The sequence below is a fragment of the Paraburkholderia phenazinium genome (assembly GCF_900141745.1).
In the GTDB taxonomy this organism is placed as follows: domain Bacteria; phylum Pseudomonadota; class Gammaproteobacteria; order Burkholderiales; family Burkholderiaceae; genus Paraburkholderia; species Paraburkholderia phenazinium_B.
The window spans coordinates 2405268-2420566 of sequence record NZ_FSRM01000001.1 but is presented as its reverse complement, the minus strand read 5'-3'; the positions used below and the strand labels follow the sequence as shown (position 1 = coordinate 2420566).

Sequence of the window (15299 nt, the reverse complement as noted above, 5' to 3'; positions counted from 1 at the left end):
GCCCTGGCGCGATGACGGCGGCTGGCCCAGGTCGCTGCAGCCCTGATGCGATTGCAGTAGTTCGCGCGCCCCGGCCGCCCTATCGCGAATCCCTGTTCTTCCACTTGCGCCCTTCGATCGAACCTTCCTTGCGGGTCTTTTCGACACGCCGCTGGCGCGCCGCCTTCGGATCGACGATCAGCGGCCGGTAAATTTCCACGCGGTCATGATCGACGAGCACCGTATCGAGCGATTTGAGCTTGCCGAACACACCCACCTTCTGCTGCGTCAGATCGATCTGCGGAAAACGCTGCAGGATGCCGCTGGCATCGAGCGCCTGCTGCACGGTCGCCCCTTCAGGCAATTCGACGGGAATCAGCGTCTGTCCGTCGGGCAACGCGTAGCAGACTTCTATCGACAGCCGCCCGCTCATGCCTTACCGTAGCGTTGATTGGCACGCTTCACGAACGATTCGACGAAGGTGTTGGCGATATGGCTGAACACCGGGCCAATGATCTTTTCGAGGAAGATGTTGGTGAATTCGTAGTGCAGCGCGAATTCGATCTTGCAGGCATCCTCACGCAGCGCCGTAAAAAGCCAGTAGCCAGTGAACTTGCGAAACGGGCCGTCAGCGAACTCCATGTCGATGCGCTCGGGCCGCTTCATGCTGTTGCGGGTAGCGAAGTGCTGCCGGATGCCCTTGAAGTTGATGTCGATCTTCGCCTCCATGCCGTTCTCGTCCTGACGACGGATCTCGACCCCGCCGCACCAGGGCAGGAAGTTCGGGTAATCGTTGACATCGGTGACGAGGTCGAACATCTGTTCCGCCGAATGGCGTATCAACACGGTTTTCTGGACATCTGCCATAAATTGGACAGCACGTGGCAAGGGTGGACAAGCGCCGCGGGCTTTCCTTGCCCCGCTTTGCTAAAATCGTGATTTTAAACGAGTTGGGCACTTTCCATTAATGAGCATCATAGACAACAGAAAAGCCTTCTACGACTATTCGGTCGAAGAGCGCTACGAAGCAGGACTCGTGCTCGAAGGATGGGAGGTCAAGGCCTTGCGCGCCGGTCGCGGCCAGATCAAGGAAGGCTACGTCGTGATCAAGAATCACGAACTGTTCCTGATCGGCACGCACATCAGCCCGCTGCCCGAAGCGTCGACCCACATCACGCCCGACCCGGTGCGCACCCGCAAGCTGCTCCTGCATAGCGAGGAGATCAGCAAGCTGATCGGCAAGGTCGAGCAACGTGGTTATACGCTCGTGCCGCTAAACTTTCATTACAAGGGCGGCCGGGTCAAATGCGAAATCGGTCTCGCGAAGGGTAAAAAGCAGCACGACAAGCGCGAAACCGAGAAGAAACGGGACTGGGAACGGGAAAAGGCCCGCTTGATGCGTAACCCCACCTGAGGTCGCGCGTGGGCCGCAATACCGCGGCTGGCAACGGGACATCTCACCAATAAAATGGCCCGCATACCACGCGAGCCATTTTGCTTTGAGCGGGCACCCAGTTCCCCGAATAGCGGAAACGGCCCGGCGCGCTACTACCGCACCTCAGTCGCACCCTTCCCCTTGTTCACGATGGTCAGCGCCGAGGCGATCATCGAACTCATATTCGACAGGTCACCGGGCACGATCAGCGTCGTGCCCTGCTTCGCCACGTTGGCGAACGCGTTCACGTACTGTTCGGCCACCTTCAGGTTCACCGCTTCCATGCCGCCGGTGGTCTGGATCGCCGCAGCGATCTTCTGGATCGCCTGCGAATTGGCTTCGGCCACCGCCAGAATCGCCGCAGCCTGACCCTGCGCCTGATTGATTGCCGCCTGGCGCTCGCCCTCGGACTTCTGGATCGAAGCCTCACGCCCACCCGAGGCGATATTGATCTGCTCCTGCTTGCGCCCTTCAGAAGCCGCAATCAGCGCCCGCTTCTCGCGCTCGGCGGTGATCTGCGCCTGCATGGCGTGAAGAATTTCCTTCGGCGGCGTCAGATCCTTGATTTCATAGCGCAGCACCTTCACGCCCCAGTTCGACGCTGCTTCATCGAGCGAAGAAACAATGCTGTGATTGATGAAGTCGCGCTCCTCGAACGTCTTGTCGAGTTCGAGCTTGCCGATCACCGAGCGCAGCGTGGTTTGCGACAACTGCGTAATCGCAAACACGAAGTTGCTCGAGCCATACGATGCCTTCATCGGATCGGTGACCTGGAAGTACAGCACGCCATCGACCTGCAACTGGGTGTTGTCGCGCGTAATGCAAACCTGGCTCGGCACTTCGAGCGGAATTTCCTTGAGCACGTGCTTGTACGCGATGCGGTCCACGAACGGCACCACGATGCTTAGACCCGGCGTGAGCGTAGCGTGATAGCGGCCGAGCCGCTCGAGCACCCACGCGTGCTGCTGAGGCACGATCTTGATGGTCTTGGCCGCGATCATGAACACGATAACGAGCAGCACTACCGCGACGATAGTCGAATCCATACTTGTTCCCATCTGTGGTTTGACTCCGGTTTGAGTTGTTATGGTGCCGGGTGCGAATGCTTGCCCGCCACGACGATCAGGCGGCTGCCGTCGAGTGCGCTGATCTCATAGACGCGCGCGTCCTCCGGCTCACCGGGTGCGAGTTCGACGTCCCACGCGGCACCGCGATAGTTCACGCGCGCGCGCCGGTCACGCCAGCCGGTCACGGCGAGCGTCTGACCGATATCAAGATTCACGTCGGGATTGCTTGCAGCGGCTTTGCGGGTCGCCCGCCGGCCAAAACGCGAGCGCCGCAACAGCAGGACCGCAGCCAATGCGACGAGCGCCGCGACCGCAAATTGCACATCGGGATTGGCGCCCGACACGCGCGCGAGACCGCCGGCCAGGAAACCCAGCGCGATCATCAACAGATAGAAGGTGCCGCTCATCAGTTCCAGCACGATAAGCACGCCCGCCCCGACCCACCAGAACAGTCCACCTGGCGCCACGTCGACCTCCACTGCGCTGCATGAGGCCGGAGCAAGTGCTAAAGCACTAACTCCGGCCGACAAAACAAAAACACCCCGGATCTACCGAGGTGTTTATAGCACGAAGCTGGTGCACTTTACCGGGCATTGCGGTCCGCTTTGACGAACCGCACCAAACGGCTATGCCTGTTGCTTAATTTGCCGCTTCATTTCGCCGACGACCTGGCCAACGCCTGCCACGTCTCGATGATGGTATCCGGGTTCAGCGAGATCGACGCAATGCCTTCATCGGTCAGCCACTGTGCGAAATCCGGATGATCAGACGGGCCCTGGCCGCAGATACCGACATACTTGTTCAACCGCAGACACGTTTCAATCGCGCGCTTGAGCATGAACTTGACCGCCGGATCGCGTTCGTCGAAATCGACTGCCAGCAGCTCCATGCCCGAGTCGCGGTCGAGACCGAGCGTCAGCTGCGTCAGGTCGTTCGAGCCGATGGAGAAACCGTCGAAGAACTGCAGGAATTCTTCGGCGAGGATCGCGTTCGACGGCACTTCGCACATCATGATCAGGCGCAGACCCTTCTCGCCACGCTTCAGGCCGAACTTGTCGAGCAGACCGACCACGCGCTCCGCCTGCTTCAGCGTACGCACGAACGGCACCATGATCTCGACGTTGTCGAGGCCCATTTCCTCGCGCACCTTCTTCAGCGCGATACATTCCATCTGGAACGCTTCGGCGAAGTCGTCCGCGATATAACGCGAGGCGCCGCGGAAACCCAGCATCGGGTTTTCTTCGTCCGGCTCGTAGCGCGAACCGCCGATCAGCTTCTTGTACTCGTTCGACTTGAAGTCCGACAGACGCACAATGACAGGCTTCGGATAGAACGCAGCGGCGATGGTCGCGATACCTTCGGTCAGCTTGTCGACGTAGAACGCGCGCGGCGATGCGTGACCGCGTGCAACGCTTTCGACGGCCTTCTTCAGGTCCTGATCGACGTTCGGGTACTCGAGAATCGCCTTCGGGTGCACACCGATGTTGTTGTTGATGATGAACTCGAGCCGCGCCAGACCCACACCCGCGTTCGGCAGCTGGGAGAAGTCGAAGGCAAGTTGCGGATTGCCGACGTTCATCATGATCTTCACCGGAATCGGCGGCAGTTCGCCGCGCTGGACTTCGGTGACTTCCGTTTCGAGCAGACCGTCGTAAATCTTGCCTTCGTCGCCCTCCGCGCACGATACGGTGACCAGCGCGCCTTCCTTCAGCAGATCGGTTGCATCGCCACAACCCACCACCGCCGGCACACCCAGTTCACGCGCGATGATGGCCGCGTGACAGGTACGGCCGCCGCGATTCGTGACGATCGCCGAAGCGCGCTTCATCACCGGTTCCCAGTTCGGGTCGGTCATGTCAGCCACCAGCACGTCGCCCGGCTGCACACGATCCATCTCCGACGGATCCTGGATCACGCGCACCGGACCCGCACCGATCTTCTGCCCGATGGCGCGACCCGTGACGATGACCTGCGACTGGCCCTTCAGCTTGAAGCGTTGCTCGGCCTTGCCGCTTGCCTGGCTCTTCACCGTTTCCGGACGTGCCTGCAGGATAAAGATCTTGCCGTCGCGGCCGTCCTTGCCCCACTCGATGTCCATCGGACGCTCGTAGTGCTTCTCGATGATCACGGCGTACTTCGCCAGTTCGATCACGTCTTCGTCGGTGATCGAAAAGCGGTTTCGCTGCTCATGCGCAACGTCGACGGTCTTCACGCGGCCCGGTTCGCCCGGCTTGGTGAACTCCATCTTGATCAGCTTCGAGCCTATCGAGCGGCGGATGATGGGGTATTTGCCCTGTGCGAGCGTGGTCTTGAAGACGTAGAACTCGTCCGGATTCACCGCGCCCTGCACGACGGTTTCGCCGAGACCGTAGCTCGAGGTGATGAACACGGCGTCCTTGAAACCGGACTCCGTATCGAGCGTGAACATCACACCGGCCGCGCCGACGTCCGAGCGCACCATGCGCTGCACGCCCGCCGACAACGCGACTTCAGCGTGAGTGAAGCCCTTATGAACGCGATAGGAGATAGCGCGGTCGTTATACAGCGACGCGAACACGTGCTTCATGCGATCGAGCACGTCTTCAACGCCGACCACGTTGAGGTAGCTTTCCTGCTGGCCCGCGAACGACGCGTCCGGCAAATCTTCTGCCGTAGCGGACGAACGGACGGCGAACGAAAGCTCGTCAGGCGAGCTGTTCTGGAGCGTGTCGAAGCCCGCGCGGATATCCGCCTCGAGCTTCGGCTGCAGCGGTGCATCGACGATCCATTGACGGATCTCCTTGCCCGCTTCGGCGAGCGCCTTCACGTCGTCGACGTCCAGCGTCTCCAGACGTTTGGCGATGCGCTCGGTGAGGTTGCTGTGATGGAGGAAATCGCGGAATGCCAGTGCCGTGGTGGCGAAGCCGGTCGGCACCCGAACGCCTGCCTGAGCGAGTTGACTGATCATCTCGCCCAGGGACGCGTTCTTGCCGCCCACAATCTCCACATCGGTCATCCGCAACTGCTCGAACGGAACTACATACGCCTGATCCTTTGCGACGTTAACTGCGTTAGTCATACAAGCCCCTAAGTGTGGAAGAAATACACGACTGTGCAAGTGGGCTTGGACGCGAAGCGGTCATAAGAACCGCTGAGTACCTGATAAGCCGGCAATCTCGCGTCTTGCACAACCTGTTAGATAAACAATCGCTTAATAGCGCACACGATTTGCAGAACCTTGCAGCCGGACCACGAAGCGCACCAAAAGCACGACGAAGCCAACGGTTTGACGAAATTATTCAAATTCGCCGCAAGTTATCAGCAAAAAGCGGGGCGTTGACCGGGCGATAAATGCGAGTTAGCCGCGGTTCGCCTGCAATTGCTTATCCAACAGGTTGCCGCTATTCTACCGTGCCGACTCTCAAAATGTGACAGTCGGACGAGAATTGCGCCTTGAACTGCGCGCCGCACCGATGCCCCTGTAGTTTCCGGTTAGCCACCGTACACTGGGCGCCGACGCAGCGATGTTAGATTCGAGCGTAATTTCCCGCTCACGTTCCCTGCCTACTGCCCCACTGATGCCGCCTACCGTATTCATCGTCTCCGACGGTACCGGGATCACTGCCGAAACCTTCGCGCATTCGATCCTGTCCCAGTTCGACCAGAAATTCCGCCTGGTTCGGGTTCCCTTTGTCGATTCGACCGAGAAAGCCTACGCCACGCTGGAAAAAATCAACGAAGCGGTCAAGCAGGACGGCCGCCGGCCAATCGTCTTCACGACGCTTGTCGACAGCTCGTCGAACAAAATTGTCAAAGGCTCGAACGCGCTGGTGCTGGACATGTTCCAGACCTTCGTCGAACCGCTCGAACTGGAACTGGAACTGAAGTCGAGTCACGCAATGGGCCGCGGCCACCAGAACGCGGACACCGAGGAGTACAAGAACCGCATCGAGGCGATCAATTTCTCGCTTGCCCATGACGACGGTCAGTCGAACCGCAATCTGGCCGATGCCGATGTGATCCTGGTTGGCGTGTCGCGCAGCGGCAAGACGCCGACGAGCCTGTATCTGGCGATGCAGTACGGTGTGAAGGCGGCCAACTATCCGCTGATTCCGGAAGACTTCGAACGCGGCAAGCTGCCGACGCCGTTGCTCGAACATCGCAACAAGATGTTCGGGCTGTCGATCGATCCGCAGCGGCTCTCGGAGATTCGCAACGAGCGCCGTCCGGGCAGCAAGTACGCGGCGCCGGAAAACTGCCGTTACGAGATCAACGAAGCGGAAGCGATGATGCGGCGTGAGGGGATCAAGTGGCTGTCGTCGACGCACAAGTCGATTGAAGAAATCGCGACGACGATCCTGCAGGAGATCAAGCTCGACCGGCCGGGGTATTGAGGACGGCGCAGGCAGGGCTGCGGCTTCAGGCTCGCGCCGTGAGCGTGCCCCGAGCGAGGCATGAGGTCAGTCAGCGCGCCGAGCGCTGCTGGCGGCACTGCTCGAACAGGCACACGGCGGCGGCAGCCGCCACATTCAACGATTCCATCCCGCCTGGCTGCGGAATCGTCACGCGCAACGTGACCGCGTCGCGCCACGTCTGCGACACGCCCGCGCCTTCGTTGCCCATCACCCAGGCTAGGTGGCCGGACAGGTCGCAATCGTAGATCGCTTCGGCGCCATGCGAGTCTGTAATCACCACCGGTACGCCAAGGCGTTCGATCAGCGTCTGCGGTTCGACGTCTTCGTGAATCTCCAGCAGAAAGTGCGCGCCCATCCCCGAGCGCAGCACTTTCGAAGACCACGCGTAGGCCGTCCCCGGCGCGCAAAACACCTGCTGAATCCCTGCGGCGGCGGCGCTGCGCAGAATCGAACCGACATTGCCCGCGTCCTGCACACCATCGAGCACGACACAGGTCTGCGCGACCCGTTCCGGTAACGGCGGCGCAAGTTTCTCGACCAGCAGCAGAATCCCCACCCCGTTGACCACATTCGATAGCTGGCCGAACAACGCGTCCGGCAGCGTCACGATACGGTGCTCGTCGATCCGCGAAACGATGGTCTGCGCCTCGTCGTGAAGCAAGGCGCCTTCGGTGACGACACAGGTTTCAGGTTGGCCAGCAACGTCCAGATACGCGCTCGCGAGATGGAACCCTTCGAGCAGCGCGTGGCCGCTGCGTCGCTGCTGGTGCGTCGAACCGGCCAGTGCCTTGAGGCGCTTGTAGAGCGGATTGTCCCGCGAGGTGATGGCTTTCACAGGCAGGGAAGAATCAACTCAGCGCCCGGCACGCTCACCGACACGTTGCCCAGGCGCAGATGCGCCTCGCGCACCGGCGCGAACGAGCGGCGGTGATGTTCGCATGGCCCGTGCTCACGCAAGGCCGCCAGATGCTGTGGCGTACCGTAACCGGAATGCGCGTCGAAGCCATACACGGGAAACGTCTGATGCAACTCCAGCAGCATGCGGTCGCGCGTGACTTTGGCGAGAATCGACGCTGCGGAAATGGACTTCACCAGCGCGTCGCCGCCAATAATCGCCTCGCTCCGAATACTGAGCACCGGACAGCGGTTGCCGTCGATCTTCACGAGCGTCGGCGCAACCGCGAGGCCCTCGACGGCGCGCTTCATCGCCAGCATCGTCGCATGCAGGATATTGAGCGTATCGATCTCTTCGACCGACGCCGAAGCGACACAAAAAGCCAGCGCCCGGTCGACGATCTTGTCATACAGTTCATCGCGCTTTTTGGCAGTGAGCGCCTTCGAATCGTCGAGCCCGCGGATCATCGGCTTCGACGGATCGAAAATCACCGCGGCGGCCACCACCGGCCCAGCCAACGGCCCACGCCCCGCTTCATCGACGCCGCAGACAATCTCGTCCGCCGCGTTGAAGTCAAAACCCGGCTGCGCTGCCACCGCAGCGGACTTGCGCCGGGGCGCGCGCTCGCATGTCATCGACGCCCCTTGCGCGTTTCGACCACATTCGCCACCACTTCCGCGGCGCGCAGGGCAGTGTTCTGCTTCAGCACGTGATGCATTTCCGTGAAAATTTCCGTCAGCGTGCGCCGGTTGGCCTCGTCGCGCAACTGTTTCAGGGTGGCATCGGCGAGCGCCTCAGGCGTCGCGAAGTGCTGCAGGATTTCCGGCACCACGAAGCGTCCAGCCAGAATATTCGGCAGTCCGACGTACGGCAAATAGCCTTGCCGCCGCATGATCTGACCGGTCAGCCACGGCACCTTGTAGGAAATCACCATCGGTTTCTTCAGCAACGCGGCTTCCAGCGTCACCGTGCCGCTCTTGACAAGGATCGCGTCAGCCGCCGTCATCGCCACCTGCGCCTGCCCTTCCACCAGCGTCAGCGCGAGGCCCGGACTGGCGTCCACGAGCGGCTGCAGCAATTCGCGCAACGCCGGCGTCGCCACCGGCATCACGAAGCGCACGCCCGGCTCGCGGTGCTGCATCAACTCCATCGCAGCGAAAAACGTCGGGCCGATCAGATTGATTTCCGAGCGGCGGCTGCCTGGCAGCACGGCGATCACCGGGCCGCTTTCCGGCAGACCCAGCTTGCGGCGTGCGCCCAGCGTGTCGGGTACAAGCGGAATCTCGTCCGCGAGCGGATGGCCGACATACGAGGCCGCCACGCCGGCTTTTTCAAGCAGCGCGGTTTCAAACGGAAACACGCACAGCATATGGTCGACGGCTTTGGCGATCTTCTTGATCCGGCCGCCGCGCCATGCCCAGATGGACGGGCATACGAAGTGAACGGTCGGAATGCCGGCGTCGCGCAGCGCGTGCTCGAGGGCAAAGTTGAAATCAGGCGCGTCGACGCCGACAAACACAGTTGGCGGCTCAGCCAGCAACTGACGTTTCAGCTCGTTGCGGATGCCTAGAATCTCGGGAATGTGACGCAGCACTTCGACATAGCCGCGCACCGACAGCTTTTCAATCGGCCAATGGGCGTCGAAACCCGCGGCGATCATACGCGGGCCGCCAATGCCGTAATACTGCGTATCGGCCGGCAAGTGGCTGCCGAGACCTTCCAGCAGGGAGGCAGCAAGCAGGTCGCCGGACGGTTCTCCGGCGACCATCGCAAGCCGTAGCGGACTCGGTTGCAGGACCATCGGTTAGCGGATGATGCCGCGTTGCGACGCGACCACGAAGTCGAGAAACGCCTGCACCGGCGCATCGCCATCGCCGCCGGCCGAGGCCAGATCGCGCAGTTGCACCTTCGCTTCTTCCAGCGACAGGCTGTTCTTGTACAGCAGGCGGTACGCGGCACGCAGCGCCGAAATCGCATCCGCGGAAAAACCGCGCCGGCGCAGACCTTCGACGTTGATGCCATGCGGCTCGGCCTTGTTGCCGGCCGCGATAACGAACGGCGGGATGTCCTGCACGAGCGCCGACGCGCCGCCCAGCATCGAATGCGCGCCGATGCGCACGTACTGGTGCACACCCGACATGCCGCCGACGATCGCGTGGTCGCCGATCGTCACGTGACCGGCCATCTGCGCATTGCTCGCGAGGATGACATTGTTGCCCACGTGACAGTCGTGCCCGAGATGCACGTACGCCATGATCCAGTTGTCGTCGCCGAGCGTGGTGACGCCCGCGTCCTGAATCGTGCCCGTGTGGATCGTCGTGAACTCGCGAATCGTGTTGCGATTGCCGATCACGAGCCGGGTCGGCTCGTCCTTGTACTTCATGTCCTGCGGCCGGCCACCGACCGATGCATAGTGGCCAATGCGGTTATCTTCGCCAATCGTCGTGTGACCTTCGATCACACTGTGCGAGCCGATCGTCGTGCCCGCGCCAATCGTGACGTTCGGGCCAACAATGGCATACGGCCCGATTTCAACCGTTTCGTCGAGCTGTGCGCCCGGCTCGATGATTGCAGTGGGATGAATCCTGCTCATGCGCCCTCGCTTCTGATTCCGTTGCGTTATCCGGAGGCCAGGCGGGCGTCAGTCGCCCTACCGGCTATCCATTGCTGGCCGCCCCCACGGATGCCTGTTGCATGCACGTGCGTCAGCGGTTCAGCGTTACCGGCCATGCCTTACTGGCCGTTCGTATCCGTATGACGTACTGCGCACATCAGGTCGGCTTCCGCGGCAACCGCGCCATCCACCTCGGCGCGCGCCTTGAACTTCCAGATGCCGCGCATATGCCGCTCAAACGTTGCGTTCAGGATCAGCTGATCGCCGGGCTCCACCACGCGCTTGAAACGCGCATTGTCGATGCCGACGAACAGATACAGCGTGTTGGCCGGATCGTGCGGCTCTTCCGAGAACGTCAAAAGCGCCGCGGTCTGCGCAAGCGCCTCGAGGATTAGTACACCCGGCATGACCGGACGGCTCGGGAAGTGACCCATGAAGTACGGTTCATTGATCGACACGTTCTTCAGCGCTTTGATGCTCTTGTGCGGTTCGAGTTCGAGCACCCGGTCAACGAGCAGGATCGGATAACGATGCGGCAGCAGCGTGAGAATCTTATGAATGTCGAGATTGATTTTTTCGGTGCTCATGGTGTTTCTGCTCACGCATTGACTGCGCGATGATGACTGCGGATACGGTTCAGGTGGGTTGGTAACGCGTGCTGCCGCCGCTTTCTATGACCCGGCAGCCCATCCTGCCCGGTCACCCTTCGCGACGCTTCCTGCTTGACCAGCTTGACGTGCTTGAAACCGGGCCGTTGCTGATGGCCGACCCGGCCCGCGCTCACGCCTTGTTGCCTGGCGCGTCGGCGGCCGCAGCCGCTTCCAGCGCCTTGATACGGTCACGCAGTTTATCGAGGTTGCGCAACAATGCTGCGCTCTTGTTCCAGTCGGCGTGGTTCACGGCCGGGAATGCACTCGTGTACATGCCCGGTTTCAGCAACGATTTCGACACGCCCGACTTGGCGGTGACGATCACATGATCGGCCAGTGTAACGTGTCCGGCGATACCCACCGCGCCACCGATCATGCAATGACGGCCAATCGTGGTGCTGCCGGCAATGCCCGCGCAGCCGGCAATGACCGTGTACGCGCCAATCCTGCAGTTATGACCGATCTGCACCAGGTTGTCGATCTTCACGGATTCTTCGATCACGGTATCGGCCATGGCGCCGCGGTCGATCGTCGTATTGGCGCCGATTTCGACATCGGGGCCAATCGATACAGCGCCGACCTGCGGAATCTTGACCCAGCTGCCCGTCCGGGATTCGCCTTCGCCGACGAAGTCCGGCGCAAAGCCGAAGCCGTCGGAGCCGATCACGGCACCGGCGTGAATGATGACACGCTCGCCGATCTTGCAGCCGTAGTACACGCTGACATTCGGATACAGGTGCGAGCCGGCACCGATCTGCGTGTCGCGGCCGATCGCCACGTTCGCGTCCAGCCGCACGTGCTCACCGATCACCGCGCCGGCTTCCACCGTGACGTGCGGGCCGATCACCGCGCTTGCAGCGATCCGCGCCGACGGATCGATCGTCGCGCTGGCATGCACGCCCGGCACGGGCTTCGGTGCGGCCATGTCGATGAACGTCTGCGCGACTCGCGCGAAGTAAGCGTAGGGGTTGGGCGTGACGATGAAATTGCGGGCGCCGTGCAAGCGGGCGCCGTCGGCGCCCGCTTCGGGCGCGCCGCCTAGTTTGGCGAGATCTTCAGCGTTGATCAGCACCGCACCCGCGCGGGTAGTCTCGACCTGCGACAGATATTTCGGATTGGCGAGGAACGCCAGCTGATTCGGGCCTGCCTGGTCCAACGGGGCCAGGCTGCCCACGCGGTGCGAGCGATCTCCGACTACTTCACCGCCGAACTGCTGGACGATGTCCTCGAGCGTAAATGCCATGCGTGTACTGCTCCTGCTTTTCAGTTGCCAGTTCGGTTACCGCTTCAGTTGCCGGCCGGGGCCGACGCGCCATTCGCAGACGCCGCCAGGGCCTTGAGGACCTGGTCGGTAATGTCGATGCGCGGGCTCACATACACCGCTTCCTGCACGATCAGGTCGTAGTGCTGCTGCTCGGCGATCTGCTTGATCACCTTGTTGGCGCGGTCGAGCACGGCTGCCAGTTCCTCATTGCGGCGCTGGTTCAGGTCTTCGCGGAACTCACGCTGCTTGCGCTGAAAATCGGTGTCCAGTTGCGACAGGTCGCGCTGCTTTTCCGCGCGATCGGCCGGCGCCATCGACGCGCCGTTCTTGTCCAGCGCATCCGACATCGACTTCAGCTTCTGCGCCATATCCTGCAGATCCTTGTCGCGTTTTGCGAATTCGGCCTCGAGTTTGGTCTGCGCCGCCTTCGCGGCAGCCGACTCGCGCAGGATGCGATCCGAGTTGACGGCGGCAATCCTGGCTTCCTGTCCGTGCGCTACACCCGCGCTCAAAGTCATTGACAGCGCAAGCGCGCACGTCGCAAAGGCGCACGTCACACGTTTCGAAAACATACCGGTTCGCAAAGTCATCCTCTCGATACTGTAAAAGAGGTCCGGGTTATCCCGGACCATCCAATCAGAATGCCGTTCCGAGCTGGAACTGGAATTTCTGGTACTGGTCGCCGTTGTGTCTGGTGAGCGGGAAACCCAGACTCAGTTTGAGCGGTCCGATCGGCGAGATCCACGCAAGACCGACGCCGTAACCGTAACGCAAGCCGTTCGCCCCCACGCTGTTGCCTTCATCGCCCCAGACGTTGCCTGCGTCGAGAAACGTAAACACTCGCAGGGTGCGATCATAGCCTGTGCCCGGCAAGGGGAACGTCAATTCGACGTTACCCACCAGCAGCTTCGAGCCGCCGATCGGGTCGCCTGTCGTTGCGTCGCGCGGTCCCAGAGAGCTCGGCTCATAGCCGCGCACCGTCCCGATACCGCCCGCGTAGTAATTCTTGAAGATCGGAAAAGGCTTGCCGCCGACGCCACTGCCGTAACCGCCCTGGAGATTGAAACCCAGGACGAAACCACGCGCAAACGAATAATAGTACTGCGCGCTGATGTCGGCCTTGTAATACTGCGTGCCGCCCGCCGGCGTGCCGAGTTCGGCATTCGCCTGAGTAAAGTAGCCACGACTCGGCACCAGTGCGCTGTCGCGCGCATCGCGTGTCCAGCCCGCTGTTATCGGCACGTTGTTCGACACCCGGCCGAATTCGTTCACGTAGTCGATATAGGTTTGCGGCGTGGCAGCGTCTACATCGAGCGTATTTTGCTCAACACCGGCGCCGAAATAGACCGTATCGACTTCCGAGAACGGGATGCCGAACCTGACGTCACCGCCCAAGGTGACGATCTTGAAGCTCGAATCCGCGCAGTAGTACAACGGCTGCTGCGTGCGATAGTAGACGTCGCTAATGCGCCTGATGCCGTCCACCGTGAAATATGGATCGACCTGAGTGACAGTCAGCGTGCGGTAGGTCTTCGCCGTGTTGATGTTCACCGCGAGGCTCGTGCCGGAGCCAAACACGTTGTCCTGCGAAACGCCCGCCGAGAGGATCGGGCCTTCGCCCGAGCCGTAACCGACGCCGAGCGTGATCGAGCCGGTCGGCTTTTCTGTGACCTTGACGTTCACGTCCACCTGGTCCGTCGTGCCTTCGACGGGCACCGTGGTCACGTCCACGTCCGAGAAGTAGCCGAGGCGGTTCAATCGATCCTTGGACAACGCGAGGCGATTCGCATCGAACCACGAACTCTCGAACTGGCGCATTTCACGACGCACCGCTTCGTCGCGCGTGCGAACGTTGCCGACGATGTTGACGCGGCGCACATAGACGCGCCGGCTCGGGTCGACTTGCAGCGTCAGATCGACCGTGTGACGTTGCTGGTCGATCAGCGGCTGGGCGTTCACCGTGGCGAAGGCATAGCCATATTCGCCGAGCTTGTCGATGAGCGCTTTGGTGGTGGCCTGCAGCTTCTCAGCCGAAAAAACCTCGCCGGACCTGATCTTGACTAGCGACTCGAGTTCAGCTTCACGGTCCAGCAGATCACCGGCCAGGTGGATGCCGGAAATTGTGTACGGCTCGCCCTCATGCAGGGTGAGCGTGAGATACATGTCTTTCCTGTCCGGCGACAGCGAGACCTGCGTCGAGTCGAACGAGAACTCGAGGTAGCCGCGATTCAGGTAGTACGAGCGAACCTTCTCGAGATCGCTGGTCAGCGTGTCTTTCGAGTACAGGTCGTTCTTCGTGTACCACGAGAACCAGTTCGGCGTGGCCTGCTGCATCTCATCGGACAACGTGCTGTCGGTGAACGCCTTGTTGCCGATGAAGTTGATCTGGCGAATCTTTGCGCTCGGACCTTCGTCCACCGAGAACAGCAGTGCCACGCGATCCTGGTCGATCGGCGTGACCGTTGTCCTGACTTCAGCCGCGTAGTAGCCGTGCGTGAGGTATTGACGCTTCAGTTCCTGCTCGGCCTTCTGGGCGAGCGCCATGTCGTAGAAACGGCCTTGCGACAGCCCGACCGAGCGAAGCGCCTTGCTCAGATTGTCCTTGTCGAATTCGCGCAGCCCGGAGAAGTCGATTGTGCCGATCGCCGGGCGCTCCGTCACCTGCACGATCACGACTGCGCCCTCGGTAAGGATCTTCACGTCATTGAAGAAGCCGGTCGCATACAGCGCGCGAATCGCTTCGGAGGCCTTGTCGTCAGAAAAAATATCCCCTCGCTGGATCGGCAGGTAGGCGAACACCGTGCCGGGCTCGATGCGCTGCAGCCCATCGATGCGGATGTCTTGCACCACAAACGGCGACGTAGCATGGGCAGCTAACCCATGCGCGGCTAAAGCAGCAGCGGCGACCGATTTAGGTACAAGGCGACGAGGTTTCGACAACGTACTTCCCCAATGTAAAGCTCAATCATGCTGGGCGGCCGCTCCTCGCGGGCGCCGCCGG

At 61.4% G+C, this 15299-nt stretch carries 15 protein-coding genes; 2 read left to right on the top strand and 13 right to left on the bottom strand.

Features of this window, described 5'->3' with window-relative positions; genetic code table 11:
• Positions 1-79: 79 nt before the first annotated feature.
• On the bottom strand, positions 80-412 hold the full coding sequence (locus BUS06_RS11040; protein WP_074264299.1) for an RnfH family protein: 333 nt from the start codon (positions 410-412) through the stop codon (positions 80-82).
• Positions 409-846 carry a type II toxin-antitoxin system RatA family toxin gene (locus BUS06_RS11035; protein WP_074264298.1) on the bottom strand — a complete coding sequence of 146 codons (438 nt, stop codon included), beginning with the start codon at positions 844-846 and terminating at the stop codon, positions 409-411. Before BUS06_RS11035 ends, BUS06_RS11040 begins: the two co-directional genes overlap by 4 nt.
• 100 nt (positions 847-946) lie before the next feature.
• Between BUS06_RS11035 and smpB the strand changes: the two genes are divergently transcribed.
• On the top strand, positions 947-1393 hold the full coding sequence (gene smpB, locus BUS06_RS11030) for an SsrA-binding protein SmpB (RefSeq protein ID WP_074264297.1): 447 nt from the start codon (positions 947-949) through the stop codon (positions 1391-1393).
• A gap of 134 nt (positions 1394-1527) precedes the next feature.
• Here smpB and BUS06_RS11025 read toward each other — a convergent pair whose 3' ends face one another.
• The 3 genes from BUS06_RS11025 to ppsA form a co-directional block, all read right to left on the bottom strand.
• On the bottom strand, positions 1528-2460 hold the full coding sequence (locus BUS06_RS11025; protein ID WP_074264296.1) for an SPFH domain-containing protein: 933 nt from the start codon (positions 2458-2460) through the stop codon (positions 1528-1530).
• Positions 2461-2498: 38 nt separating this feature from the next.
• Positions 2499-2948, bottom strand: coding sequence for an NfeD family protein (locus BUS06_RS11020; RefSeq protein WP_074266029.1), 450 nt, complete (start codon positions 2946-2948; stop codon positions 2499-2501).
• 185 nt (positions 2949-3133) lie between these two features.
• Positions 3134-5539 (bottom strand): phosphoenolpyruvate synthase, encoded by a 2406-nt coding sequence (gene ppsA, locus BUS06_RS11015; protein WP_074264295.1) that lies wholly within the window; start codon positions 5537-5539, stop codon positions 3134-3136.
• Positions 5540-6038: 499 nt separating this feature from the next.
• On the opposite strand from ppsA, the gene ppsR reads away from it, so the two are divergent.
• Positions 6039-6854 (top strand): posphoenolpyruvate synthetase regulatory kinase/phosphorylase PpsR, encoded by an 816-nt coding sequence (gene ppsR, locus BUS06_RS11010; RefSeq protein ID WP_074264294.1) that lies wholly within the window; start codon positions 6039-6041, stop codon positions 6852-6854.
• 70 nt (positions 6855-6924) lie between these two features.
• Here the strand turns inward: ppsR and BUS06_RS11005 are convergent, their stop codons facing one another.
• The 8 genes from BUS06_RS11005 to bamA all read right to left on the bottom strand — a co-directional run bounded on the left by BUS06_RS11005 (position 6925) and on the right by bamA (position 15238).
• Positions 6925-7710 carry a TrmH family RNA methyltransferase gene (locus tag BUS06_RS11005; protein WP_074264293.1) on the bottom strand — a complete coding sequence of 262 codons (786 nt, stop codon included), beginning with the start codon at positions 7708-7710 and terminating at the stop codon, positions 6925-6927.
• Positions 7707-8405, bottom strand: a complete 699-nt coding sequence (gene rnhB / locus BUS06_RS11000) for a ribonuclease HII (protein ID WP_074264292.1) — start codon at positions 8403-8405, stop codon at positions 7707-7709. The genes BUS06_RS11005 and rnhB overlap by 4 nt, the downstream gene beginning before the upstream one ends.
• The gene (gene lpxB / locus BUS06_RS10995; protein WP_074264291.1) at positions 8402-9571 is read right to left on the bottom strand and encodes a lipid-A-disaccharide synthase; all 1170 of its coding nucleotides are present in this window, start codon (positions 9569-9571) and stop codon (positions 8402-8404) included. The genes rnhB and lpxB overlap by 4 nt, the downstream gene beginning before the upstream one ends.
• A 3-nt stretch (positions 9572-9574) precedes the next feature.
• Positions 9575-10363: an acyl-ACP--UDP-N-acetylglucosamine O-acyltransferase gene (lpxA, locus tag BUS06_RS10990; RefSeq protein ID WP_074264290.1), complete on the bottom strand. Its 789-nt coding sequence runs from the start codon at positions 10361-10363 to the stop codon at positions 9575-9577.
• A 140-nt stretch (positions 10364-10503) separates the two neighbouring features.
• On the bottom strand, positions 10504-10971 hold the full coding sequence (gene fabZ, locus BUS06_RS10985) for a 3-hydroxyacyl-ACP dehydratase FabZ (RefSeq protein WP_074264289.1): 468 nt from the start codon (positions 10969-10971) through the stop codon (positions 10504-10506).
• Between the two features lie 193 nt (positions 10972-11164).
• Complete coding sequence (lpxD, locus tag BUS06_RS10980) at positions 11165-12277, bottom strand: UDP-3-O-(3-hydroxymyristoyl)glucosamine N-acyltransferase (RefSeq protein WP_074264288.1); 1113 nt, start codon at positions 12275-12277, stop codon at positions 11165-11167.
• 44 nt (positions 12278-12321) lie between these two features.
• Positions 12322-12888 carry an OmpH/Skp family outer membrane protein gene (locus tag BUS06_RS10975; protein WP_174567509.1) on the bottom strand — a complete coding sequence of 189 codons (567 nt, stop codon included), beginning with the start codon at positions 12886-12888 and terminating at the stop codon, positions 12322-12324.
• Between the two features lie 46 nt (positions 12889-12934).
• Positions 12935-15238: an outer membrane protein assembly factor BamA gene (bamA, locus tag BUS06_RS10970; protein ID WP_074264286.1), complete on the bottom strand. Its 2304-nt coding sequence runs from the start codon at positions 15236-15238 to the stop codon at positions 12935-12937.
• Positions 15239-15299 lie beyond the last annotated feature (61 nt).

Bases quoted from the DNA above. Each gene is read 5' to 3' on its own strand.
- BUS06_RS11040 (WP_074264299.1), bottom strand. From the start codon at position 412: ATGAGCGGGCGGCTGTCGATAGAAGTCTGCTACGCGTTGCCCGACGGA.
- BUS06_RS11035 (WP_074264298.1), bottom strand. From the start codon at position 846: ATGGCAGATGTCCAGAAAACCGTGTTGATACGCCATTCGGCGGAACAG.
- smpB (WP_074264297.1), top strand. From the start codon at position 947: ATGAGCATCATAGACAACAGAAAAGCCTTCTACGACTATTCGGTCGAA.
- BUS06_RS11025 (WP_074264296.1), bottom strand. From the start codon at position 2,460: ATGGATTCGACTATCGTCGCGGTAGTGCTGCTCGTTATCGTGTTCATG.
- ppsA (WP_074264295.1), bottom strand. From the start codon at position 5,539: ATGACTAACGCAGTTAACGTCGCAAAGGATCAGGCGTATGTAGTTCCG.
- ppsR (WP_074264294.1), top strand. From the start codon at position 6,039: ATGCCGCCTACCGTATTCATCGTCTCCGACGGTACCGGGATCACTGCC.
- rnhB (WP_074264292.1), bottom strand. From the start codon at position 8,405: ATGACATGCGAGCGCGCGCCCCGGCGCAAGTCCGCTGCGGTGGCAGCG.
- lpxB (WP_074264291.1), bottom strand. From the start codon at position 9,571: ATGGTCCTGCAACCGAGTCCGCTACGGCTTGCGATGGTCGCCGGAGAA.
- lpxA (WP_074264290.1), bottom strand. From the start codon at position 10,363: ATGAGCAGGATTCATCCCACTGCAATCATCGAGCCGGGCGCACAGCTC.
- fabZ (WP_074264289.1), bottom strand. From the start codon at position 10,971: ATGAGCACCGAAAAAATCAATCTCGACATTCATAAGATTCTCACGCTG.
- lpxD (WP_074264288.1), bottom strand. From the start codon at position 12,277: ATGGCATTTACGCTCGAGGACATCGTCCAGCAGTTCGGCGGTGAAGTA.
- BUS06_RS10975 (WP_174567509.1), bottom strand. From the start codon at position 12,888: ATGACTTTGCGAACCGGTATGTTTTCGAAACGTGTGACGTGCGCCTTT.